A 23,741-nucleotide genomic window follows, 5' to 3' on the forward strand; every position below is an offset into this window, starting at 1 on the left:
TTCCCGGGTAATTCTGCAAATATTGAGCAAGGTCAATCAGACCGCAAATTAATACGATTAACAACATTCCGTCACAGTTTTAATATTGCTGATAAAAACTATTCTCATTATCATCATTGTGTAGATTATTTAACCTCTCGTGGAATCAGGCGCTATGCAATTCACTCCAGACAGTGCATGGAAAATTACCGGTTTTACTCGTGAAATTAGCCCCGCCTATCGGCAAAAGCTCTTGTCACTCGGCATGCTACCCGGCTCGTCATTCCAGGTAGTACGCGTGGCCCCGCTGGGCGACCCTGTTCATATCGAAACCCGACGCGTCAATCTGGTACTGCGTAAGAAAGACCTCGCCTTAATTGAAGTCGAAGCGTTATCTCAATAACAAGCCAGCGGTTCAGTGAGTCTATTACAATGAAAAAATTAACTATTGGCTTAATTGGCAATCCTAATTCCGGCAAGACAACCTTATTTAATCAGTTAACCGGTGCGCGCCAGCGCGTGGGGAACTGGGCAGGCGTGACGGTTGAACGCAAAGAAGGCCAGTTTACGACGACAGACAATCAGGTCACGCTGGTTGACCTGCCTGGCACCTATTCGCTCACCACGATTTCATCCCAGACCTCGCTCGATGAGCAGATCGCCTGCCACTATATTCTGAGCGGCGATGCGGATCTGCTCATCAACGTGGTGGATGCGTCCAACCTTGAGCGCAATCTCTATCTGACGCTGCAGCTGCTTGAGCTGGGGATCCCCTGCATCGTGGCGCTCAACATGCTTGATATCGCAGAGAAGCAGAAATTGCGCATCGACGTCGATGCTCTCTCCGCCCGCCTGGGCTGCCCGGTGGTTCCGCTGGTCTCTACCCGCGCGCGCGGCATTGACGCCCTGAAGCTGGCCGTTGACCGCCACGCAGGCAACGCCGACGTTGAACTGGTGCACTACGCGCAGCCGCTGCTTCGCGAAGCCAGCAAGCTGGCGCAGGAGATGGACACCGCCATGCCTGCCAGACAGCGCCAGTGGCTCGGCCTGCAGATGCTGGAAGGCGATATCTACAGCCGCGCCTATGCCGGTGACGCAGCAGATAAACTCGACGTAGCGCTGGCACGCCTGAGCGACGAGCTGGATGACCCGGCACTGCACATCGCGGACGCGCGCTATCAGGCCATCGCCGCGATTTGCGACGTGGTCAGCAACGCCCTGACGGCGGAACCCAGCCGCTTTACCGCCGCCGTAGATAAGATTGTGCTCAACCGCTTCCTCGGTTTGCCCATCTTTCTGCTGGTGATGTACCTGATGTTCCTGCTTGCCATTAACATCGGCGGCGCGCTCCAGCCTGTCTTTGATGCCGGTTCCGTGGCGATATTCGTGCACGGTATCCAGTGGCTGGGCTACACCCTCCACTTCCCGGAATGGCTGACCATCTTCCTCGCCCAGGGGATTGGCGGCGGTATCAACACCGTGCTGCCGCTGGTGCCGCAAATCGGCATGATGTACCTGTTCCTCTCCTTCCTCGAAGACTCCGGCTATATGGCTCGCGCGGCGTTCGTGATGGATCGCCTGATGCAGGCGCTGGGGCTGCCGGGTAAATCCTTCGTGCCGCTGATCGTTGGCTTCGGCTGCAACGTGCCGTCGGTAATGGGTGCACGTACGCTCGATGCACCGCGAGAACGTCTGATGACCATCATGATGGCGCCGTTTATGTCCTGCGGCGCACGTCTGGCCATCTTTGCGGTCTTTGCCGCCGCTTTCTTTGGCCAGCAGGGCGCGCTGGCGGTCTTCTCGCTGTACGTGCTCGGCATCGTCATGGCGATCCTGACCGGTCTGATGCTGAAGCACACCATTATGCGCGGTGAAGCGTCACCGTTCGTGATGGAGCTGCCGGTTTACCACGTACCGCATCTGAAGAGCCTGGCGATCCAGACCTGGCAGCGTCTGAAAGGCTTCGTGCTGCGCGCCGGTAAGGTGATTGTCATCGTCAGCATCTTCCTGAGCGCGCTGAACAGCTTCACGTTGAGCGGCCAGGCGGCAGATAACATCAACGACTCTGCCCTCGCCTCCGTCAGCCGCGTCATCACGCCGGTCTTCAAACCGATTGGCGTGCAGGAGGATAACTGGCAGGCGACCGTTGGCCTGTTCACCGGCGCAATGGCGAAAGAGGTGGTTGTCGGGACGCTGAACACGCTCTACACCGCAGAGAACATTCAGGAACAAGAGTTCAATCCGGCAGAGTTTCACCTCGGCGACGAACTGCTGGGTGCCGTTGAGGAAACCTGGCAGAGCCTGAAAGACACCTTCAGCCTGAGCGTGCTGGCGAACCCGATTGAGGCCAGCAAAGGCGACGGCGAAATGGCGACCGGCGCCATGGGCGTGATGAGCGAGAAATTCGGCAGTGCGTCAGCGGCCTACAGCTACCTCATCTTCGTGTTGCTGTACATTCCGTGCATCTCGGTGATGGGGGCGATTGCCCGCGAGTCCAGCCGCGGCTGGATGGGCTTCTCCATTCTGTGGGGGTTGAATATCGCTTACTCCCTGGCGACGGTGTTCTATCAGACCGTTAACTTCAGCCAGCACCCGCGTTACAGCCTGGTCTGCATCCTGGCGGTGATCCTGTTTAACGTGATGGTAATTGGTCTGCTGCGCCGGGCGCGGAGCCGCGTTGATATCAACCTGCTGGCGACGCGTAAAACGCCGACCTCCTGCTGCAACAGCCCGACCGGCGACTGTCACTGAGGGGCAAACCGATGGCATCGTTGATTCAGGTTCGTGATTTACTGGCGTTACAGGGGCGCATGGAGGCAACGCAGCTGAGCCTCAGCCTGCATACGCCCCAGCCGATGATCGATGCCATGCTGGAAAGACTCGAAGCGATGGGAAAAGCCGTGCGCATTCAGGAAGAGCCGGACGGTTGTTTGTCCGGCAGCTGTAAACGTTGCCCGGAAGGGAAGGCCTGCCTCAGGGAGTGGTGGGCACTGCGCGAATAAAGCCGGACAGCGCCGAACAAAATTCGCCAGGGTGCGAGATAAACGGCGCGTGTGCCGCTTTAGCGACCACCAGCGATTGGCTATCCGGCCACAGGTCATCCAGCAGCGGAACCACCTTGCGCGGCACCAGCCCGTCCAGATAACCATAAATACGCAGATGCGGGACCGCCAGCGACGCCAGCGGTTCACGCAGATCGACCGTTTTCAGGATCTCAAGCCCCCCGTTAAGCACCTCAACGTCAGGCATCGGCAGCGAGAGCACGGTCTGTTTCAGCGTGCGCGCGTCCTGACGCGCGGTTTCTGTTCCCATCGTCTGCAGCGCGAGAAAACGCTCCACCGTCCGCTGGAAGTCTTCGCTTAGCTGCTGCTGGAAGCCGGCCAGTACTTCAGGCTTGATCCCCGGCCACGCGTCCTGCGCGCTAAAGCACGGTGACGAGGCCACGGTAACCAGCGCGCTCACGCGATTGGGGTTTTCCAGCGCGATTTTGCTTGCCACCAGCCCACCCAGGCTCCAGCCCAGCCAGACGGCGTTTTGCGGCGCGGCATCCAAAACCTGCTGCGCCATCTCTTCAAGCGACATCGCGCCAAAGCCGCGGCTGCGGCCATAGCCCGGCAAATCCACCAGATGCAGCGTAAATTGCGAGGCGAGTTCCTCACTTACGCAACGCCACACTTCCGCATTCAGTCCCCATCCGTGCAGCAGCACAAGATGACAATTTCCCGTCCCGACGGTCTGCCACCACAGCGTCTTCATCAGCTATCGTTCTCTTTTTTTACATGGAGGTTGCCTATGCTAACAGTGCCCGGCTTGTGCTGGCTATGCCGAATGCCGCTTGCGCTCAGCGCCTGGGGGATATGTTCCGTCTGTACTCGTGCGCTGGAAGGACGCATCGCCGGATGTCCGCAGTGTGGGTTACCGGCGGTCAGCCTGGCGATCCCCTGCGGTCGCTGCCTGAAAAAAGCGCCGCCGTGGCAAGCGCTTGTGGCGGTGGATAATTATGTTCCGCCGCTCAGTTCGCTTATCCACGCGCTGAAGTTTTCCCACCAAAGCGTACTGGCGACGCCCCTTGCCCGCCTGCTGCTTCTCGCCGTGTTGCAGGCACGACGAACGCGCGCGCTACCGCGGGTCGACATGCTGATGAATGTCCCCCTGCACCACCGTCGCCACTGGCGGCGCGGCTATAACCAAAGCGACCTGCTCTGTCGTCCGCTCGCCCGCTGGCTCGGATGCCGTTACGCTGCCTCAGCGCTCAGGCGCGTGCAGGCAACCGCAATACAGCACCAGCTCAGCGCGCGGCTTCGCAAAAGAAACCTGAAAAATGCCTTCCGCCTTGAATTGCCGGTTCACGGCCTCCATATCGCGCTTGTGGATGATGTCGTCACCACGGGCAGTACCGTTGCTGAACTTTCCCGACTGCTTTTGCAAAGCGGCGCCGCGTCGGTTCAGGTATGGTGTCTGTGCCGTACCTTGTAGCCCTTCTTCAATGGGCGTATGATTATACCCAGGTAATTTAGTCAACTATTAGGCCAAAGCTATGATCCGTATTTCCGATTCTGCACAAGCGCACTTTGCCAAACTGCTGGCAAATCAGGAAGAAGGGACGCAGATCCGCGTGTTTGTGATCAATCCAGGCACTCCGAATGCAGAATGTGGTGTTTCTTATTGTCCTCCGGACGCTGTGGAAGCCACCGACACTGCCCTTAAATTTGAACAGCTCACCGCTTACGTCGATGAACTGAGCGCGCCGTATCTTGACGATGCGGAAATTGACTTTGTCACAGACCAGCTGGGTTCGCAGCTGACCCTGAAAGCGCCGAACGCGAAAATGCGTAAAGTGTCTGATGATGCCCCGCTGATGGAGCGCGTTGAGTATCTGCTGCAATCGCAGATCAACCCACAGCTGGCAGGACACGGCGGCCGTGTAACCCTGATGGAAATCACGGAAGACGGTCTGGCGATCCTGCAGTTCGGCGGCGGCTGTAACGGCTGTTCTATGGTCGACGTGACCCTGAAGGAAGGGATCGAGAAGCAGCTGCTGAACGAATTCCCGGAACTGAAAGGCGTGCGCGATCTGACTGAGCACCAGCGCGGCGAGCACTCTTACTACTAATTCAGTACCCGTCTGACTTGCCCGGTGGCGCTTCGCTTACCGGGCCTACCTTCCCTTGCCCCCCTCTATATGTTGACCTGCATCTCATAATTTAAATTTTACCAGCCTGGGTGATTCTCAATCACATCATGTTACCCGTATCATTCTCGTGGGCACTCAGCACCCTTATAACAGCCGACTAAACTTAATGGTTTCGCAGGTATCAGTATGAGTGCCGTTAACGCTCTGTTCCCAGTTGGGACAATCGGAATTTGTCGTTGAAACAATGACGTTACCCATAACAATTCAAAGGCCAGGTAAATCATGCCATTAGTCATCGTCGCTATCGGTGTTGTGTTATTACTGCTCTTGATGATCCGTTTCAAAATGAACGGATTTATCGCTTTGGTTCTGGTGGCACTTGCAGTCGGTCTGATGCAAGGGATGCCGCTGGTGAAAGTCATCAGCTCGATTAAAGCCGGTGTCGGCGGCACGCTCGGTAGCCTGGCGTTGATCATGGGCTTCGGCGCCATGCTCGGCAAAATGCTGGCGGACTGCGGTGGCGCGCAGCGTATCGCCACCACGCTGATCGCCAAATTTGGTAAGAAGAACATTCAGTGGGCGGTGGTGTTAACCGGCTTTACCGTCGGTTTCGCGCTGTTCTATGAAGTGGGCTTCGTGCTGATGCTGCCGCTGGTGTTCACCATCGCGGCTGCGGCAAATATCCCGCTGCTGTATGTCGGTGTGCCTATGGCCGCGGCGCTGTCCGTGACCCACGGCTTCCTGCCGCCGCACCCGGGTCCAACCGCTATCGCCACCATCTTCCACGCGGATATGGGTAAAACCCTGCTGTTCGGTACGATTCTGGCAATCCCAACCGTGATTCTGGCAGGCCCGGTTTATGCGCGCTTCCTGAAAGGCATCGATAAGCCGATTCCTGAAGGTCTGTACAGCGCCAAAACCTTTACCGAAGAAGAGATGCCTGGCTTTGGCGTCAGCGTCTGGACTTCTCTGGTGCCGGTCATTCTGATGGCGATGCGTGCCATAGCAGAGATGGTTCTGCCGAAAGGTCACGCGTTCCTGTCCGTTGCGGAGTTCCTGGGCGACCCGGTGATGGCAACGCTGATTGCGGTCCTGATCGCCATGTTCACCTTCGGTCTTAACCGTGGTCGTTCTATGGATCAGATCAACGACACGCTGACCTCTTCCATCAAAATCATTGCCATGATGCTGCTGATCATCGGCGGTGGCGGCGCGTTTAAGCAGGTGCTGGTCGACAGTGGCGTGGATAAATACATTGCTGCCATGATGCATGAAACCAACGTATCGCCGCTCCTGATGGCATGGTCTATTGCCGCGGTGCTGCGTATCGCGCTGGGCTCTGCAACCGTTGCGGCGATTACCGCGGGTGGTATCGTTGCGCCGCTGATTGCCACGACGGGCGCAAGCCCTGAGCTGATGGTTATCGCGGTCGGTTCGGGCAGCGTGATTTTCTCCCACGTGAACGATCCGGGCTTCTGGCTGTTCAAGGAGTACTTCAACCTGACCATCGGTGAAACCATCAAGTCCTGGTCCGCGCTGGAAACCATTATTTCGGTGTGCGGTCTGGTCGGGGTGCTGCTGTTGAATATGGTGGTTTGATGTAAAAAAGCCGGGTAGCGCTGACGCTTACCCGGCCTACATTCTATTCCCTCTCCCTCTGGGAGAGGGTTAGGGTGAGGGTGAAACTACCGCTTATTACCCACCGCTCTTCTGCGCTTGTCCAAATCCTTAATCAACCTGTTCACCCCGTCATCGGCGAACATCGCTTCAAGCGTTGTGGACAGTTTGCGTCGCCAGTTTTTGTATTGATAGCTGGTGCCGGGGATGTTTACCGGCTCCGCCATATCAATCCAGTCTTCCGGTTGCAGACCGAGCAATGCGCTGTTGCTGTCTGCAATATAGCGCTGTAAGCCACGATTAAGCGTTGGCGTCATCGACATCAGCGACGCCTTATGCCCGGCGCGCTTCGGCAGACAGCCATGCTTATGCAGCGCGTCCAGCAGCCCCTGCTTCGCCAGCTCGCGATCCTGATATAGCCCGCGCAGCACCTCTTCATCCGGGTAGAGACCTAACGTTTTGCCGAGCGTCAGGTCGCCGCTTTCCCAATAGCCACGAAGCGTAGGAAGGTCATGCGTCGTCGCGACTGCCATTGACTGTTCAGGGTACGCTTTCGGCGCGCGGAAGGTTTTCTCATGGTCGTTTTCAAAATAGAGCACTTTGTAGGAGTAGACGCCGCTGTCGCGGAGCTTACTGACAATTTCCACCGGCACGGTACCGAGATCTTCACCGATCACCATGCACTGGTGACGCTTGCTTTCCAGCGCCAGGATCGACAGCAGATCGTCAACCGGGTACTGCACGTACGCCCCGTGGTCGGCCGTTTCACCGTACGGGATCCACCACAGGCGCAGCACGGACATCACGTGGTCGATACGCAGCGCCCCGCAGTTCTGCATGTTCGCGCGCAGCAGGTCGATAAACGGCTCGTAGGCGCGCGCCGCCATCACGTGCGGATCCATCGGCGGCAAGCCCCAGTTCTGGCCGAGCGGGCCAAGGATATCCGGCGGCGCGCCGACGGAGGCTTTCAGACAGTAAAGCTCGCGGTCACACCAGGTTTCCGCGCCGCCTTCCGCCACGCCGACGGCCAGGTCACGATACAGGCCAATCGGCATCTTGTAGCCCTGGCTCACCTGCCAGCAGGCGGCAAACTGGCTGTACGCCAGCCACTGCAGCCACAGGTAGAAGTCCACCTCGTCAGCGTATTTTTTGCAGAAGGCTTTCACTTCAGGCGTGTCGACGGTCTGATACGCTTCCGGCCAGACCGGCCAGCCCCAGCGCATTTCGTCCTCTTTCACCTGATACGCGTGCAGCGCATCAAACGCCGCCTGCCAGTACAGGCTCTCGCCCTCCTGGGTGACAAACTGACGGAAGGCCGTCATCTGCTCGTCATCGCGCTTCGCAAAACCTTTCCATGCCAGACGCAGTGCCGCCATTTTCAACGCGGTGACGGTGGCGTAGTCCACCCAGTCGGCGTCACGCGCCTGCTTCAGCGCGTGCTGCGTGGTACTGAGGTTCCACCACGCCTGCGCCTCCTGGCTGTTTTTGAAGTCATCTAACGCGTTAACGTCGATGTAAATCACGTTCAGCCAGCGACGGGACGACGGGCTGTACGGGCTGGCGCTCTCCGGGTTCGCCGGATAAAGCGCGTGGATCGGGTTGAGGCCTATGAACGCGCCGCCGCGCTCGCCCACATCCACCAGCATCTTTTTCAGGTCGCCAAAATCACCGATACCCCAGTTGCTGTCGGAACGCAGGGTGTAGAGCTGCACGCAGGCGCCCCACAGCTTTTTGCCTTCGAGCAGCGCCTGCGGCTCGTAGCAGCGTTTTGGCGCGACGATCACCCGGCAGTGAAAACGCAGGTCATCCTGGGTGAGCGTTAAGGTGTGATAGCCCTCCGGCAGCTTCGCCGGAAGGTTAAGCGTTTTGCCGCCGGTGGCGTGGCCTTTGTGCTGATGCCCCTCTTCGGTGGTGAGCAGCCAGCTAAACTCGCCGCGCCCCTCCACCGCCAGCGGCATCTTTTTGCCTGCGGTGAATACCTTCACGTTCGGCACCGGCGCAGCCGACGCTTTCGCGTCGGCTTTGTGCATGGCGTCCAGCAAACGTCTTTTGGTGTCGGCGCCAATAGACTGCGGTTTGCCGTGCGCATTGATGTAACTGAGGCTGATCCCCGCCGCCTGCGCGGCACTGTCCAGACGTTTACTCTCCATCGCGCTTCCTTAGCGTTTTGCCTGCCAGATACGGGCCTGATAATCACGGATTGAGCGGTCAGAGCTGAACATGCCGCAGCGGGCGGTGTTCAGGATGCACGCGCGGGTCCACGCTTCCTGGTCGCGATACAGCACGTCGACCTGTTTTTGCGCTTCAACGTAGGCCGTGAAGTCAGCCATCACCAGATACGGGTCACCGCCGTGTTTGTCCATGCTGTGCAGCATCTGGTCAAACGCGTGCTTGTCGCCGTCGCTGTATTTGCCGCTTTCCAGCTCCTTCAGCACCGCGTCCAGCACTTTGTCTTTCTTACGCCACTTCACCGGGTCGTAGCCTTTGGCCTTGATGGCTTTCACCTCTTCCACGGTATGGCCGAAGATGAAGATATTCTCTTCACCCACCTTCTCGGCGATTTCGACGTTTGCTCCGTCGAGCGTACCGACGGTCAGCGCGCCGTTCAGCGCCAGCTTCATGTTGCCGGTACCGGACGCTTCTTTCCCTGCGGTAGAGATCTGCTCGGAGATATCCGCCGCCGGGATCAGCATTTCAGCCGCCGAGACGCAGTAATCCGGCAGGAACACCACCTTCAGCTTGTCGCCCACTTTCGGATCGCTGTTGATCGCCGCCGCCACTTTGTTGATGGCGAGGATAATATTTTTCGCCAGGTAGTAGCCCGGCGCCGCTTTCGCACCGAACAGGAACACGCGCGGCACGCGGTCAGCCTGCGGGTTCTCGCGGATCTCTTTGTACAGCGCCAGAATGTGCAGCAGGTTCAGGTGCTGGCGTTTGTACTCGTGCAGACGTTTGATCTGGATATCGAAAATGGCATTCGGGTTGATCTCAATCCCGGTACGCACTTTCACAAACTCCGCCAGGCGAACCTTGTTCTCCAGCTTGATCGCGCGGTACTGCTCGCGGAATGTCGCGTCGTCAGCCTGTTTTTCCAGGTTGATGAGCTGGTCCAGATCGTTGGCCCACTCTTTCTTCAGGGTCTTGTCCAGCAGGCCGGCCAGCAGCGGGTTGCACTGCTTGATCCAGCGGCGCGGCGTGATGCCGTTGGTCACGTTGTGGAATTTGGTCGGCCACAGCTGGTGGTATTCCGGGAACAGATCTTTCACCACCAGGTCCGAGTGCAGCGCGGCCACGCCGTTAACGGCAAAGCCGCTGACAACGCACATGTTCGCCATGCGCACCTGTTTGTCGTGCACCACCGCCAGCTTCGCCCAGACCGCTTTGTTGCCCGGCCAGGTTTTATCCACCAGGGTTTTAAACTGGTCGTTAATCTTGTTGATGATCTGCATATGACGCGGCAGCAGCGTTTTCACCAGCTTCTCATCCCAGCACTCCAGCGCTTCCGGCATCAGGGTGTGGTTGGTGTAGGCAAAGGTACGGCTGGTGATGGCCCAGGCGTCGTCCCAGCTCAGCTGATGCTCGTCGAGCAGCACGCGCAGCAGTTCCGGGATCGCAATCGTCGGGTGCGTGTCGTTGAGCTGAATCACTTCGAAGTCCGGCAGCTGCGCCAGCTTGCGGCCCGCCAGGTGATGGCGACGCAGAATATCCGCCACGGAGCAGGCGCACTGGAAGTACTGCTGCATCAGGCGCAGCTTTTTACCCGCCAGGTGGTTGTCGTTCGGGTAGAGCACTTTCGTGAGCTTCTCGGCGTCGATACCCTGCTGCTCGGCGCGCAGGAAATCGCCGTCGTTGAATTTGGTCAGGTTAAACGGATGCGCATGCTTCGCCTGCCACAGGCGCAGCGGCTGCGCCACGCCGTTACGGTAGCCGAGCACCGGCAGATCCCAGGCTTCACCGGTAAGGGTGAACGCCGGTTCCCAGAGTCCCTGCTTAGTGACTTTCCCGCCAATGCTGACCTGCACATCGAGCTGCGCGTTGTGGCGGAACCACGGATAGGTGTTGCGATGCCAGTCGTCCGGTGCTTCCATCTGATGCCCGTCGGCAAACGACTGACGGAACAGGCCATACTGATAGTTCAGACCATAGCCAATCGCGGACTGACCAACGGTTGCCATAGAGTCAAGGAAGCAGGCTGCCAGGCGCCCCAGACCACCATTCCCCAGCGCCGGGTCGGTCTCTTCTTCCAGCAGGTCGGTCAGGTTAATGTCGTGTTCTTTCAGCACGTCCCCCACCTCCTGATACCAGCCGAGGTTCAGCAGGTTGTTGCCGGTCAGGCGGCCGATCAGGAATTCCATCGAGATATAGTTCACGTGGCGCTGGCCTTTAACAGGCTTCGCCACCGGTTGAGCATCCAGCTGCTCTGCGAGCGCACCGCTCACCGCCTGCCACCACTGGTGAGGCGTCATCTCGTTTGCAGCACGAAGGCCAAAACGCTGCCACTGACGCGTCAGGGCAGCCTGGAATTGAGCTTTGTTGAAGGTAGGCTGTGACATAGGGAATTGGCATCCTGTAGAAAGAAAACACATGTTGGCGCTAGTGTGCCTGGCTCATTTCCCCTCTTCCTCCTCCCGAGGGGGATTAGACAGGGAGGAGTAGCGGGGATGAGCATAAAAGTGTGATCGAGGCCACTCTGTAAGTGTGCACGGCGGAAGAAAAGATATCCTGGAAGAGTGTCAAAAAAATGAAATGCAGTTTCGTAAGAAATTATTCCACGCGGAAATGATTACTTACGTACAATAATATTTCTGCAATCGGGTAATAACTAAGGAGATTATTTATCTCCCTTAACTTTACCAGGCGTATATTAAATTTAACGTCACTATCCCTTTCTGAAACCAGTTTCAGCGTAGCCGCAGCACAGCCATACAAGCCAGCATTGACGGGGCATCAAAGACCTTTCCAGAAAGTTCCATCTTCTGCCTGAATGTTTTGTGACAGAGTGCAAATTCACAGCCACCAAATCCAGACATAACTTGCAATAGTTAACTTATTGGCCGACCTTATATCCATTAATTACGAAGCGCAAAAAAAATAAAATCTCTCGTTCCCCACAGTGAAGTGAAACCTATGTTGATTCCGTCTAAATTAAGTCGCCCGGTTCGTCTTGACCATACAGTGGTCCGCGAGCGTCTGCTGGCTAAACTTTCCGGCGCGCATAATTTCCGACTGGCGCTGGTTACGAGCCCTGCAGGTTATGGAAAAACAACGCTCATTTCGCAATGGGCCGCAGGTAAAAGCGATCTTGGCTGGTACTCCCTCGACGAGGGTGATAACCAGCAAGAGCGTTTTGCCAGCTATTTGATTGCTGCGATCCAACAGGCCACCAATGGGCATTGTGTCGCCAGCGAGGTGATGGTGCAAAAGCGCCAGTACGCCAGCCTGTCTTCCCTTTTCTCACAGCTGTTTATCGAACTGGCGGAATGGCATCGTCCGCTTTACGTGGTAATTGATGACTATCATCTGATCACAAACCCGGTGATCCACGAGTCGATGCGCTTCTTCCTGCGCCATCAGCCGGAAAACCTGACCTTAGTTGTCCTGTCGCGTAACCTGCCGCAGCTGGGTATCGCCAACCTGCGCGTGCGCGATCAGCTTCTCGAAGTGGGCAGCCAGCAGCTGGCCTTCACCCACCAGGAAGCGAAACAGTTCTTTGACTGCCGCCTGACCTCGCCGATTGAGGCCGCCGAAAGCAGCCGCCTGTGTGATGATGTCGCGGGCTGGGCCACGGCGCTGCAGCTTATCGCGCTTTCTGCCCGGCAAAACAACAGTCCGGCGCATCAGTCCGCGCGGCGTCTGGCGGGTATCAACGCCAGCCACCTTTCGGATTATCTGGTGGATGAGGTGCTGGACAGCGTCGATCCCTCCACCCGCAATTTCCTGCTGAAAAGTTCCCTGCTGCGTTCCATGAACGATGCGCTGATCGTGCGCGTCACCGGCTGTGAGAACGGCCAGCTGCAGCTTGAAGAGATTGAACGTCAGGGGCTGTTTCTGACGCGCATGGACGACCCCGGCGAGTGGTTTAGCTATCACCCGCTGTTTGGCAGCTTCCTGCGCCAGCGCTGTCAGTGGGAACTGGCGGTTGAACTGCCGGAGATCCACCGCGCCGCTGCCGAAAGCTGGATGGCACAGGGCTTCCCGAGCGAGGCCATCCACCACGCGCTGGCCGCCGGTGATGCCAGCATGCTGCGCGATATCCTCCTCAACCATGCATGGGGCCTGTTCAACCACAGCGAGCTGACGCTGCTCGAAGAGTCGTTAAAAGCGCTGCCGTGGGAAAGCCTGCTGGAGAACCCGCGTCTGGTGCTGCTGCAGGCCTGGCTGATGCAGAGCCAGCACCGCTACAGCGAAGTTAACACCCTGCTGGCGCGCGCCGAGCAGGAGATGGAAAGCGAGATGGATACCACCCTGCACGGCGAGTTCAACGCCCTGCGCGCTCAGGTGGCCATTAACGACGGTGACCCGGAAGAGGCAGAACGCCTGGCGATGGTCGCGCTGGATGAACTGCCGCTGGCAAACTTCTACAGCCGCATCGTGGCGACCTCGGTGCACGGCGAAGTGCTGCACTGCAAGGGCGACCTCACCCGCTCACTTTCACTGATGCAGCAAACCGAACAGATGGCGCGTCGGCACGATGTCTGGCACTACGCGCTGTGGAGCCTGATCCAACAGAGCGAGATTTTATTTGCGCAGGGGTTCCTGCAGGCCGCCTGGGAAAATCAGGAAAAAGCGTTCCAGCTAATTCGTGAACAGCACCTGGAACAGCTGCCGATGCACGAGTTCCTGTTGCGTATTCGCGCTCAGCTGCTGTGGGCGTGGTCGCGTCTGGACGAGGCCGAAAGCTGCGCCCGTCAGGGTGTAGACGTACTCTCCAGCTTCCAGCCGCAGCAGCAGCTGCAGTGTCTGGCGCTGCTGGTCCAGTGCTCGCTGGCGCGCGGCGATCTCGATAACGCCCGCAACCACCTTAACCGCCTGGAGAACCTGCTTGGCAACGGTCAGTATCACAGCGACTGGGTGTCAAACGCCGATAAGGTTCGGGTGATTTACTGGCAGATGACCGGCGATAAAAAGTCCGCCGCCAACTGGCTGCGTCAGACGCCGAAACCGGAATTTGCCAACAACCACTTCCTGCAGAGCCAGTGGCGCAACATTGCCCGCGCGCAGATCCTGCTGGGTGAGTTTGAACCGGCTGAGATCGTGCTGGAAGAGCTAAACGAGAACGCGCGCAGCCTGCGGCTGATGAGCGACCTGAACCGCAACCTGCTGCTGCTGAATCAGCTTTACTGGCAGGCAGGGCGTAAAAATGATGCCCAGCGCGTGCTGCTGGAAGCCCTACAGCTGGCTAACCGCACCGGGTTTGTCAGCCACTTTGTCATTGAAGGCGAAGTCATGGCGCAGCAGCTGCGCCAGCTTATTCAGCTCAATACGCTGCCGGAACTGGATCAGCATCGCGCTCAGCGTATTCTGCGCGAGATTAACCAGCACCATCGGCACAAGTTCGCGCACTTCGATGAGAACTTCGTTGAACGTCTGCTGAACCACCCGGAAGTGCCGGAGCTTATCCGAACCAGCCCGCTCACCCAGCGCGAATGGCAGGTTCTCGGGCTGATCTATTCAGGCTACAGCAACGAGCAGATTGCCGGCGAGCTGGCGGTAGCGGCGACCACCATCAAAACGCATATCCGCAATTTGTATCAGAAGCTGGGCGTGGCGCATCGACAGGATGCGGTGCAGCATGCGCAGCAGCTGTTGAAGATGATGGGATACGGAGTGTAATTCATTGCCCGGCGGCGCTACGCTTGCACGGGCCTACGGGTTTTGTAGGTCGGGTAAGCGCAGCGCCACCCGACACAACCGTTAGCACAATTCCAGCTGCAGATTATTATCCTTAATCACCTGCATCACGCCCGCCGGCGGCATCACGTCGGTGTAGACCGCATCCACCATGCTGATGCTGCCCATGTTCACCATCGCGTTACGACCAAACTTAGAATGGTCTACCACCAGCATCACGTGGCGTGAGTTTTCAATGATCGCACGCTTAGTGCGCACCTCGTGGTAATCAAACTCCAGCAGCGAGCCGTCGCTGTCGATGCCGCTGATCCCCAGAATGCCGAAGTCGAGGCGGAACTGAGAGATAAAATCGAGGGTCGCTTCGCCGATAATCCCGCCGTCGCGGCTTCGCAACTCGCCGCCCGCGAGGATGATGCGGAAATCGTCTTTCTGCATCAGCGTGTTGGCCACGTTCAGGTTGTTGGTGACCACGCGCAGGTTCTCGTGATCCAGCAGCGCATGGGCCACCGCTTCCGGCGTGGTGCCGATATCAATAAACAGCGTTGCCCCGTTTGGGATCTGGCTGGCGACCTTGCGGGCAATGCGCTCTTTCTCTGCCGTCTGCGTGGCTTTACGGTCATGCCAGGAGGTGTTGACCGAGCTGGACGGCAGCGCCGCGCCGCCGTGGTGGCGAAGAATGCGGTTCTGATCGGCCAGGTCGTTCAGGTCACGACGGATGGTTTGTGGGCTGACGGCAAACTGCTCTACCAGCTCTTCGGTGCTGACGTATCCCTGTTTTTTAACCAGTTCGATAATGGCGTCATGACGTTGTGTTTGTTTCATCAATTATCCCTGAGAATTATGTTCGTTTTCGCGCATGAAGCGTGTCGGCGAAGGCCATCGCCAGCCCCACGGCCAGCCCGGTGACGTGCGCACCGTTGGCGATAGACATACCAAACAGATCAAACCATCCGGCAATTAGCCATATTAACGCAAAGGTTATCAAACCGCGTTGCAGATAGATGCCGCTTTCAGGGTCGCGTTCGCCCCGGAGCCAGACGTAGCCCATCAGGGCGTATACCACGCCCGACAATCCGCCGAACCACGGGCCGCTGAACTTGTGCTGCACATAGCCGCTCAGCAGGGCGCTAATAATGGTGATAACGATCAGCTTGCCGCTGCCCAGACGTTTTTCAACGGCACCGCCGAGATACCACCACCAGAGCAGGTTAAAGAGGATGTGCATCACCGAGAAGTGCATCAGCGCGTGGGTAAAGTAGCGCCAGACGTCAAACTGCAGCGACGGATCGTACGGCCACGCCAGGGCAATCATTACGCTCTGGTCGCCCGCCACGTTCATAATGATGAAGACGATAATGCAGGCCGCCATCAGCAGCAGCGTAAACGGTCCTGCGCGTTCGCGGATGGTGGCAAGGAAGGGAAAGCGGCTGTAGTGCAACCCGCTACCGGTGTGGCCGGATTGCCAGCTTGCCGCCAGATAGCGCGGATCGCCAGGGTTCTCAAGGAAACGCGCCAGTTCTTCATTGACCCTCGCGGCCTGGCTCTCGTCGGCCAGCCAAACGTCGGTCTGGTTATGTTGCTGAATGGTCAGGATAACGCCCTGCGTCGCCATATAGTCGACAAACGCCTGGGCGACGCGCGGGTTGGTAAAGGAAGTAATCATCAACATGGGCGACGGTCGCTTATTTCCACACAAAAGGGGACAGTATAGCGGGATCAGCGCTCAAAAGCGTATTCCACTTCTGCCGGGAAATGACGATGCCAGGCATCGAAGCCGCCGTCGACGCTGTACACCGCGTCGTAACCCTGCTGAAGCAGATACTGCGCCGCGCCTTTGCTGCTGTTGCCGTGGTAGCACATGACCATCACCGGCGTGTCGAAGTCGTTATCGCGCATAAACGCGCCCAGCGTGTCGTTGGTGAGATGGAACGCGCCCGGCGTGTGGCCCATCGCAAAACTCTGCGGATCGCGGATGTCCACCAGCACCGCTTTTCCCTGGTGCATCTTCTGGTGGGCTTCTTCTACGTTAATACATTCAAACTGATCCATGGTGTTCTCTTTCGATTATTCAGATTTTATGCGGCTTGCTGACCCTCACCCCAGCCCTCTCCCTATAAGGGAGAGGGAGCAAACCATTCCCTCGCCCCTCCGGGGAGAGGGTTAGGGTGAGGGGAGGGGAAAGGGCATCAGACCGCACTATTTTACCCCGTAGTGTACGTCCTGGCGGCGGGTAAACGCCATTATGTTATCCATATCACTCTAAATTGTTTTTTTGATGTTACCAAAAGCGCGTTCCTTTGCTATTATGAGCGATATCGAACATTTCTGAGCTTTAACGAAAGTGCGTGAGGGTGTTATGGAAACCAAAGATCTGATTGTGATAGGCGGTGGCATCAACGGTGCCGGTATTGCGGTCGATGCCGCAGGACGCGGTTTATCCGTACTGATGCTGGAAGCTAACGATCTCGCCTGCGCGACCTCGTCCGCCAGCTCCAAACTGATTCACGGTGGCCTGCGCTACCTGGAACACTACGAATTCCGCCTGGTCAGTGAAGCGCTGGCCGAACGCGAAGTGCTGCTGAAAATGGCCCCGCATCTGGCGATTCCGATGCGCTTCCGCCTGCCCCATCGCCCGCATCTGCGTCCGGCGTGGATGATCCGAATTGGTCTTTTTATGTACGATCATCTGGGTAAGCGCACCAGCCTGCCGGGTTCGAACGGTTTGCGTTTTGGCTCAGAATCGGTCCTTAAGCCTGAAATCGTGCGCGGTTTCGAATATTCCGACTGCTGGGTGGACGATGCCCGCCTGGTGCTGGCGAACGCGCAGATGGTTGAGAAGAAAGGCGGCGAGGTGAAAACCCGTACCCGCGCCACCGCCGCGCGTCGTGAAAACGGCCTGTGGATTGTGGAAGCGGAAGACGTGGATACCGGCGAGAAGTTCAGCTGGAAAGCGCGCGGCCTGGTGAACGCCACCGGCCCGTGGGTGAAGCAGTTCTTCGATGACGGCATGCACCTGCCTTCTCCGTACGGCATTCGCCTGATCAAAGGCAGCCATATTGTGGTGCCGCGCGTGCATACCCAGAAGCAGGCCTACATTCTGCAGAACGAAGACAAGCGCATCGTGTTTGTGATCCCGTGGATGGACGAGTTCTCGATCATCGGTACCACCGACGTGGAGTACAAAGGCGATCCGAAGAACGTCGAGATCGACGAGAGCGAAGTGAACTACCTGCTCAAAGTGTATAACGCGCACTTTAAGAAACAGCTGTCACGCGATGACGTGGTCTGGACCTACTCCGGCGTGCGTCCGCTGTGCGATGACGAGTCTGACTCACCGCAGGCCATCACCCGCGACTATACGCTCGATATTCACGACGTAGACGGCCAGGCGCCGCTGCTGTCCGTGTTTGGCGGCAAGCTGACCACCTACCGCAAGCTGGCCGAGCACGCGCTGGAAAAACTGGCGCCGTACTATAAAGGCATTGGCCCGGCATGGACCAAAGGCGCGGTCCTGCCCGGCGGTGATATCGGCGACAACCGCGATGATTACGCCGCGAAGCTGCGCCGTCGCTTCCCGTTCATCACCGAAGGTATGGCGCGCCACTATGCCCGCACCTACGGCAGCAACACCGAGCGGTTCCTGGGTGACGCGAAAGCGCTGGCCGATCTGGGCGAGCATTTCGGTCACGAGCTGTACGAAGCCGAGCTGCGTTACCTGGTGGAGCACGAGTGGGTTCGCCGCCTGGATGATGCTATCTGGCGTCGTACCAAAGAAGGGATGTGGCTCAACGCCGAGCAGCAGTCTCGCGTGGCGCAGTGGCTGCAGCAGCATGCGGGAAAGCGTGAATTGTCGCTCGCGTCCTGATGTGAAAAAACGCCCGGTGGCGCTACGCTTACCGGGCCTACGGGATCAAGTAGGCCGGGTAAGGCGAAGCCGCCACCCGGCTTTGTTTTTACAACCTCACCGGATCAATATGCCAGATCGTCTCGGCATACTCCTTGATGGTCCTGTCAGACGAGAAATACCCCATATTGGCGATGTTATGCATCGCGGTGATGGTCCACTTCTCCTGCTGACGGTACAGCTCGTCCACCCGGTCCTGACAATCCACGTAGCTGCGATAATCCGCCAGCACCTGGTAGTGATCGCCAAAGTTAATCAGCGAATCCACCAGGTCACGGTAGCGTCCCGGCTCTTCTGGATTAAACAACCCGGTCGCGATCTGGGTCAGCACCTGACGCAGCTCTTCATCCTCTTCATAATACTCACGCGGTTTGTAGCCCTGCCTGCGCAGTTCCTCCACCTCCTCCGTGGTATTACCGAAAATAAAGATATTCTCTTCCCCCACATGCTCCAGCATCTCGACGTTCGCGCCGTCCAGCGTGCCGATGGTCAGCGCGCCGTTCAGGGCAAACTTCATGTTACTGGTGCCGGACGCTTCCGTCCCCGCCGTGGAAATCTGCTCTGAGAGATCCGCCGCCGGGATGATCAGCTGCGCCAGGCTCACGCTGTAGTTAGGGATGAAGACCACCTTCAGCTTGTCGCCGATGTCCGGATCGGTGTTCACCACCTTCGCCACGTCGTTAATCAGGTGAATGATGTGCTTCGCCATGTAATAGGCGGAAGCCGCCTTACCGGCAAAGATCTTCACGCGCGGCACCCAGTCAGCCGTTGGGTCGGCCTTGATGCGGTTGTAGTGCGTGATCACATGCAGCACGTTCATCAGCTGGCGTTTGTACTCGTGAATACGTTTGATCTGCACGTCGAACAGCGCTTTCGGGTTCGCCACCACGTTCAGATGCATCGCCAGCCAGACCGCCAGACGCTTCTTGTTGAGGAGCTTGGCTTCACGCACGGCTTTATTCACCGTCGGGAAATCAATGTGCTGTTCCAGCTCGCTCAGCTGGCTCAAATCGGTGCGCCAGGTACGGCCGATATTCTCGTCCAGCACCTCAGAGAGCGGCTGGTTGGCCAGCGCCAGCCAGCGGCGCGGGGTGACGCCGTTGGTCACGTTGCAGAAACGCGTTGGGAAGATCTTCGCGAAGTCCGCAAACAGGGACTGCACCATCAGGTTCGAGTGCAGCTCGGACACCCCGTTGACCTTATGGCTAATGACAACTGCCAGCCAGGCCATGCGCACGCGGCGACCATTGGATTCATCGATGATCGACGCACGGCTCAGCAGGCCGGTATCGTTCGGGTACTGCTCCTGCAGGGTCTTGAGGAAGTAGTCGTTGATCTCAAAGATAATCTGCAGATGGCGCGGCAGAATTTTGCCGAGCATATCCACCGGCCAGGTTTCCAGCGCTTCGCTCATCAGCGTGTGGTTGGTGTACGAAAACACCTGGCAGGTTACTTCAAAGGCGTCATCCCAGCTGAACTTATGCTCGTCGATCAGCAGGCGCATCAGTTCCGGAATGGAGAGCACCGGATGCGTGTCGTTGAGGTGAATCGCCGTTTTCTCCGCCAGATTGGCGTAGGTTTTGTGCAGCTGGTGATGACGGCTAAGGATGTCCTGAATGGTCGCCGAAACGAGGAAATACTCCTGACGCAGGCGCAGCTCGCGGCCGGAGTAGGTCGAGTCGTCCGGATACAGTACGCGGGACACGTTCTCGGAGTGGTTTTTATCTTCCACTGCCGCAAAGTAGTCACCCTGGTTAAATTTACCGAGGTTGATCTCGCTACTGGCCTGGGCATTCCACAGGCGCAGCGTGTTGGTGGCGTCGGTGTCATAGCCGGGGATGATCTGGTCATAGGCCACGGCGAGGATCTCTTCGGTTTCGACCCAGCGGGATTTTTTGCCTTCCTGCTGAATACGCCCGCCAAAGCGCACTTTATAGCGCGTGTTGTGACGCTTGAACTCCCACGGGTTGCCGTATTCCAGCCAGTAATCCGGGGACTCTTTCTGGCGGCCATCAACGATGTTCTGCTTGAACATGCCGTAATCATAGCGAATGCCGTACCCGCGGCCCGGCAGCGCCAGCGTCGCCAGCGAGTCGAGGAAGCAGGCGGCAAGACGGCCCAGACCACCGTTTCCGAGGCCGGGGTCGTTCTCTTCGTCAATCAGCTCTTCTAAATCCAGCCCCATCTCCTCCAGCGCGGTTTTGACGTCGTCATAAATACCGAGCGACAGCAGCGCGTTGGAGAGGGTGCGGCCAATCAAAAATTCCATCGACAGGTAGTAAACCTGACGCGTTTCCTGTGAGAGCTGGGCACGGTTGGAGCGCAGCCAGCGTTCGACTAAGCGGTCACGCACCGCAAACAGGGTGGCGTTCAGCCACTCGTGCTTGTTGGCGATAACCGGATCTTTCCCGATGGTGAACATCAGCTTGTAGGCGATGGAGTGCTTTAACGCCTCAACGCTGAGCGTGGGTGAAGAATAGCTAAATGGAGCGTTCATATCAGTAACTTCGCCTCGTTACATCAAGCGTTGATAAAGGTCGCGGTAGGACTGCGCCGCAACGTGCCAGCTAAAGTCCATGGACATCGCCTGACGTTGTACGTAACGCCACAGCGATGGACGGGACCACAAGACGAACGCACGCCGAATCGCGCGAAGCAGCGACCAGGCATTACTGTCCTCAAAAACAAAGCCGCTGGCGATACCGTCCGCCAGGTTCTCCAGAGAGCTGTCGGACACCGTATCCGCTAGCCCGCCCGTGCGGCGTACCAGCGGCAGCGTGCCGTATTTCAGGCCGTAGAGCTGCGTCAGGCCGCAGGGTTCAAAGCGGCTCGGCACCAGAATGACGTCAGCCCCGCCCATGATGCGGTGCGAGAACGCTTCATGATAGCCAATCTGCACGCCCACCTGCCCCGGATGTTCTGCGGCGGCGGCAAGAAAACCTTCCTGCAGCACCGGGTCGCCCGCGCCGAGCAGCGCCAGCTGGCCGCCCTGCTCCAGTAACCCCGGCAGCGCTTCGAGCACCAAATCCAGCCCTTTCTGGCTGGTCAGGCGGCTGACCACGGCGAACAGAGGCACCTTGTCGTTCACCTTCAGCCCCATCGCAATCTGCAGCTGGCGTTTGTTTTCGGCTTTGTCTTCCACCGAGTCGCGGCCATAGCGCGCAGCCAAAAGGAGATCGGTATCCGGACTCCAGATCTTTTCATCGACGCCGTTCAGAATGCCCGACAGGCGGCCTTCACGGTGGCGCTGTTGCAGCAGCCCTTCCAGACCGTAGCCAAACTCTGGCTGGGTGATTTCACGCGCGTAGGTTGGACTCACCGCCGTAATGTGATCGGCGTAGTACAGCCCCGCCTTCAGGAACGAGATCTGCCCGTTAAACTCCAGACCGTGCATGTTATAGAACGACCATGGCAGATCGATGTCATTCATATGATGGGCATAGTACATGCCCTGGTACGCCAGGTTGTGTACGGTAAAGACCGATTTCGCCGGGTGGCCTTTCGCCGCCAGATACGCAGGCGCCAGGCCCGCATGCCAGTCATGCGCGTGTACCACATCCGGTCGCCAGAACGGATCCAGCCCGACGGCCATCTCCGCCCCCACCCAGCCGAGCAGCGCAAAGCGCAGCACGTTGTCGGTATAGGCGAACAGGTTCGTATCGTGATACGGGCTGCCCGGTCGGTCGTACAGGTGCGGCGCGTCGATCAGGTAAATCCCTACGCCATTGTAATGTCCAAACAGCAGGGTGATGCGTCCGGCGAAGGTTTCACGGCGGGTAACGACCTTTGCATCAGGAATACCACGCCGGATATCCGGGAAGGCGGGCAACAGGACTCGGGTATCGACCCCACCGGCGATCTGCGCCGCCGGTAATGCGCCAAGAACGTCCGCCAGCCCGCCCGTCTTCAACAACGGGAACATCTCAGAACATACGTGTAAAACCTGCATCATCGCTCCTGTTTGATTTGCAGCTTCCGCAACATTTCCCGTGTGACTAACACGATCCCCTCTTCAGAACGGTAGAAGCGACGTGCATCTTCTTCCGCGTTTTCACCAATCACCATCCCTTCAGGGATGACGCAGGCACGGTCGATCACACAGCGGCGAAGACGACACGAGCGCCCTACCCAGACATCCGGCAGCAGGACTGCCGAGTCGATATTACAGAATGAATTTATCCGCACGCGGGGGAACAGCACGGACTGCACCACCACGGAGCCGGAGATAATGCACCCGCCGGAAACCAGCGAGTTCAGCGTCATGCCGTGGCTGCCGGAGCGGTCCTGCACGAACTTCGCGGGCGGCAGCGATTCCATATGGGTGCGAATCGGCCAGTTCTGGTCGTACATATCCAGTTCAGGCGTCACGGACGCCAGGTCGAGGTTCGCTTTCCAGTAGGCTTCCAGCGTACCGACATCGCGCCAATAAGGTTCCGCATTCGGGTCCGACTGCACGCAGGACAGCGGGAAAGGATGTGCATACGCCATGCCAGCTTTGGTGATTTTCGGGATGATGTCTTTACCGAAGTCGTGGCTGGAGTTTTCGTCTTTGTCGTCTTCTTCCAGCAGCTCATAAAGGTATTCTGCATCAAAGATATAGATCCCCATGCTGGCGAGCGATTTGGTGTCATCGCCCGGCATGGTCGGCGGGTTCGCCGGTTTTTCAACAAAGTCGATAATCTTGTCGTCGGCATCCACGTGCATCACGCCAAACGCCGTCGCCTCAGCAACGGGCACCGGCAGACACGCCACGGTGCAGCGCGCCCCTTTTTCGACGTGGTCGATGAGCATGTGGGAGTAGTCTTGCTTGTAGATGTGGTCACCCGCGAGGATGACAATGTATTCCGCGCTGTAGCGGCGAATGATGTCGAGGTTCTGGGTCACCGCATCCGCCGTGCCGCGATACCAGTTTTCCCCGTGAACGCGCTGCTGCGCCGGGAGCAGATCGACAAACTCGTTCATCTCTTCGCTGAAGAACGACCAGCCGCGCTGAATATGCTGCACCAGCGTGTGCGACTGATACTGCGTAATGACGCCAATGCGGCGAATGCCTGAGTTCAGGCAGTTCGAAAGCGCAAAGTCGATAATGCGGAACTTACCACCAAAGTGAACGGCCGGTTTGGCGCGCTTGATGGTCAAATCTTTCAGACGGGTTCCACGCCCGCCCGCGAGTATCAGGGCAACAGTTTTTAATGGTAGCTGGCGCGCCAACATTAAGGGATCGTTCTTCTCTAATCTAACCATGACTAACTCCTT

At 58.0% G+C, this 23,741-nt stretch carries 17 protein-coding genes; 8 read left to right on the forward strand and 9 right to left on the reverse strand.

Going from position 1 to position 23,741, the window contains the following annotated elements; all coding sequences use genetic code 11:
- Positions 1-154: 154 nt before the first annotated feature.
- Genes feoA through feoC form a run of 3 tightly spaced genes read left to right on the forward strand, consistent with a single transcriptional unit; the run spans position 155 to position 2,981 of the window.
- Positions 155-382, forward strand: coding sequence for a ferrous iron transporter A (gene feoA / locus KK102_RS19690; protein ID WP_010436417.1), 228 nt, complete (start codon positions 155-157; stop codon positions 380-382).
- A gap of 29 nt (positions 383-411) precedes the next feature.
- The gene (gene feoB, locus KK102_RS19695) at positions 412-2,730 is read left to right on the forward strand and encodes a Fe(2+) transporter permease subunit FeoB (protein ID WP_216358268.1); all 2,319 of its coding nucleotides are present in this window, start codon (positions 412-414) and stop codon (positions 2,728-2,730) included.
- A gap of 11 nt (positions 2,731-2,741) precedes the next feature.
- Positions 2,742-2,981 carry a [Fe-S]-dependent transcriptional repressor FeoC gene (gene feoC, locus KK102_RS19700; RefSeq protein ID WP_108417712.1) on the forward strand — a complete coding sequence of 80 codons (240 nt, stop codon included), beginning with the start codon at positions 2,742-2,744 and terminating at the stop codon, positions 2,979-2,981.
- Here feoC and bioH read toward each other — a convergent pair.
- Entirely contained in the window at positions 2,953-3,735 is a 783-nt protein-coding gene (gene bioH, locus KK102_RS19705) for a pimeloyl-ACP methyl ester esterase BioH (protein ID WP_126545853.1), read from the reverse strand. The two genes, feoC and bioH, sit on opposite strands and share 29 nt — an antisense overlap.
- A 36-nt stretch (positions 3,736-3,771) precedes the next feature.
- On the opposite strand from bioH, the gene gntX reads away from it, so the two are divergent.
- From gntX to gntT, 3 genes are all read left to right on the forward strand, one after another.
- Complete coding sequence (gene gntX, locus KK102_RS19710; protein ID WP_216358269.1) at positions 3,772-4,455, forward strand: DNA utilization protein GntX; 684 nt, start codon at positions 3,772-3,774, stop codon at positions 4,453-4,455.
- A 61-nt stretch (positions 4,456-4,516) separates the two neighbouring features.
- A complete protein-coding gene (gene nfuA, locus KK102_RS19715) occupies positions 4,517-5,092 on the forward strand; it encodes a Fe-S biogenesis protein NfuA (protein ID WP_010436427.1) in 576 nt (191 codons plus the stop codon).
- A gap of 303 nt (positions 5,093-5,395) precedes the next feature.
- Entirely contained in the window at positions 5,396-6,712 is a 1,317-nt protein-coding gene (gene gntT / locus KK102_RS19720; RefSeq protein WP_216358270.1) for a gluconate transporter, read from the forward strand.
- Between the two features lie 86 nt (positions 6,713-6,798).
- On the opposite strand, the gene malQ is transcribed toward gntT, so the two are convergent.
- On the reverse strand, positions 6,799-8,880 hold the full coding sequence (malQ, locus tag KK102_RS19725; protein WP_216358271.1) for a 4-alpha-glucanotransferase: 2,082 nt from the start codon (positions 8,878-8,880) through the stop codon (positions 6,799-6,801).
- 9 nt (positions 8,881-8,889) lie between these two features.
- Positions 8,890-11,283: a maltodextrin phosphorylase gene (gene malP / locus KK102_RS19730; RefSeq protein ID WP_216358272.1), complete on the reverse strand. Its 2,394-nt coding sequence runs from the start codon at positions 11,281-11,283 to the stop codon at positions 8,890-8,892.
- A 574-nt stretch (positions 11,284-11,857) separates the two neighbouring features.
- Between malP and malT the strand changes: the two genes are divergently transcribed.
- Complete coding sequence (gene malT / locus KK102_RS19735) at positions 11,858-14,563, forward strand: HTH-type transcriptional regulator MalT (protein ID WP_126545857.1); 2,706 nt, start codon at positions 11,858-11,860, stop codon at positions 14,561-14,563.
- An 81-nt stretch (positions 14,564-14,644) separates the two neighbouring features.
- Here the strand turns inward: malT and KK102_RS19740 are convergent, their stop codons facing one another.
- From KK102_RS19740 to glpE, 3 genes are read right to left on the reverse strand one after another with little or no spacing between them, the layout of a single operon-like run.
- Positions 14,645-15,403 carry a DeoR/GlpR family transcriptional regulator gene (locus tag KK102_RS19740; protein WP_008503060.1) on the reverse strand — a complete coding sequence of 253 codons (759 nt, stop codon included), beginning with the start codon at positions 15,401-15,403 and terminating at the stop codon, positions 14,645-14,647.
- A 16-nt stretch (positions 15,404-15,419) separates the two neighbouring features.
- Positions 15,420-16,250, reverse strand: coding sequence for a rhomboid family intramembrane serine protease GlpG (gene glpG, locus KK102_RS19745; RefSeq protein WP_126545858.1), 831 nt, complete (start codon positions 16,248-16,250; stop codon positions 15,420-15,422).
- A 47-nt stretch (positions 16,251-16,297) separates the two neighbouring features.
- Positions 16,298-16,630: a thiosulfate sulfurtransferase GlpE gene (gene glpE / locus KK102_RS19750; RefSeq protein WP_008503062.1), complete on the reverse strand. Its 333-nt coding sequence runs from the start codon at positions 16,628-16,630 to the stop codon at positions 16,298-16,300.
- A gap of 307 nt (positions 16,631-16,937) precedes the next feature.
- Between glpE and glpD the strand changes: the two genes are divergently transcribed.
- Positions 16,938-18,446, forward strand: coding sequence for a glycerol-3-phosphate dehydrogenase (glpD, locus tag KK102_RS19755; protein ID WP_126545859.1), 1,509 nt, complete (start codon positions 16,938-16,940; stop codon positions 18,444-18,446).
- 88 nt (positions 18,447-18,534) lie between these two features.
- Here the strand turns inward: glpD and glgP are convergent, their stop codons facing one another.
- From glgP to glgC, 3 genes are read right to left on the reverse strand one after another with little or no spacing between them, the layout of a single operon-like run.
- Positions 18,535-20,982: a glycogen phosphorylase gene (gene glgP / locus KK102_RS19760; protein WP_126545860.1), complete on the reverse strand. Its 2,448-nt coding sequence runs from the start codon at positions 20,980-20,982 to the stop codon at positions 18,535-18,537.
- Positions 20,983-21,000: 18 nt separating this feature from the next.
- Complete coding sequence (glgA, locus tag KK102_RS19765; protein WP_089598546.1) at positions 21,001-22,434, reverse strand: glycogen synthase GlgA; 1,434 nt, start codon at positions 22,432-22,434, stop codon at positions 21,001-21,003.
- Positions 22,434-23,729 carry a glucose-1-phosphate adenylyltransferase gene (gene glgC / locus KK102_RS19770; protein ID WP_063144256.1) on the reverse strand — a complete coding sequence of 432 codons (1,296 nt, stop codon included), beginning with the start codon at positions 23,727-23,729 and terminating at the stop codon, positions 22,434-22,436. The genes glgA and glgC overlap by 1 nt, the downstream gene beginning before the upstream one ends.
- Positions 23,730-23,741 lie beyond the last annotated feature (12 nt).

Source organism: Enterobacter quasimori (genome assembly GCF_018597345.1).
GTDB lineage: Bacteria > Pseudomonadota > Gammaproteobacteria > Enterobacterales > Enterobacteriaceae > Enterobacter > Enterobacter mori.

Coding starts and splice junctions, on each gene's coding strand:
- feoA (WP_010436417.1), top strand. CDS start 155: ATGCAATTCACTCCAGACAGTGCATGGAAAATTACCGGTTTTACTCGT.
- feoB (WP_216358268.1), top strand. CDS start 412: ATGAAAAAATTAACTATTGGCTTAATTGGCAATCCTAATTCCGGCAAG.
- feoC (WP_108417712.1), top strand. CDS start 2,742: ATGGCATCGTTGATTCAGGTTCGTGATTTACTGGCGTTACAGGGGCGC.
- bioH (WP_126545853.1), bottom strand. CDS start 3,735: ATGAAGACGCTGTGGTGGCAGACCGTCGGGACGGGAAATTGTCATCTT.
- gntX (WP_216358269.1), top strand. CDS start 3,772: ATGCTAACAGTGCCCGGCTTGTGCTGGCTATGCCGAATGCCGCTTGCG.
- nfuA (WP_010436427.1), top strand. CDS start 4,517: ATGATCCGTATTTCCGATTCTGCACAAGCGCACTTTGCCAAACTGCTG.
- gntT (WP_216358270.1), top strand. CDS start 5,396: ATGCCATTAGTCATCGTCGCTATCGGTGTTGTGTTATTACTGCTCTTG.
- malQ (WP_216358271.1), bottom strand. CDS start 8,880: ATGGAGAGTAAACGTCTGGACAGTGCCGCGCAGGCGGCGGGGATCAGC.
- malP (WP_216358272.1), bottom strand. CDS start 11,283: ATGTCACAGCCTACCTTCAACAAAGCTCAATTCCAGGCTGCCCTGACG.
- malT (WP_126545857.1), top strand. CDS start 11,858: ATGTTGATTCCGTCTAAATTAAGTCGCCCGGTTCGTCTTGACCATACA.
- KK102_RS19740 (WP_008503060.1), bottom strand. CDS start 15,403: ATGAAACAAACACAACGTCATGACGCCATTATCGAACTGGTTAAAAAA.
- glpG (WP_126545858.1), bottom strand. CDS start 16,250: ATGTTGATGATTACTTCCTTTACCAACCCGCGCGTCGCCCAGGCGTTT.
- glpE (WP_008503062.1), bottom strand. CDS start 16,630: ATGGATCAGTTTGAATGTATTAACGTAGAAGAAGCCCACCAGAAGATG.
- glpD (WP_126545859.1), top strand. CDS start 16,938: ATGGAAACCAAAGATCTGATTGTGATAGGCGGTGGCATCAACGGTGCC.
- glgP (WP_126545860.1), bottom strand. CDS start 20,982: ATGAACGCTCCATTTAGCTATTCTTCACCCACGCTCAGCGTTGAGGCG.
- glgA (WP_089598546.1), bottom strand. CDS start 22,434: ATGCAGGTTTTACACGTATGTTCTGAGATGTTCCCGTTGTTGAAGACG.
- glgC (WP_063144256.1), bottom strand. CDS start 23,729: ATGGTTAGATTAGAGAAGAACGATCCCTTAATGTTGGCGCGCCAGCTA.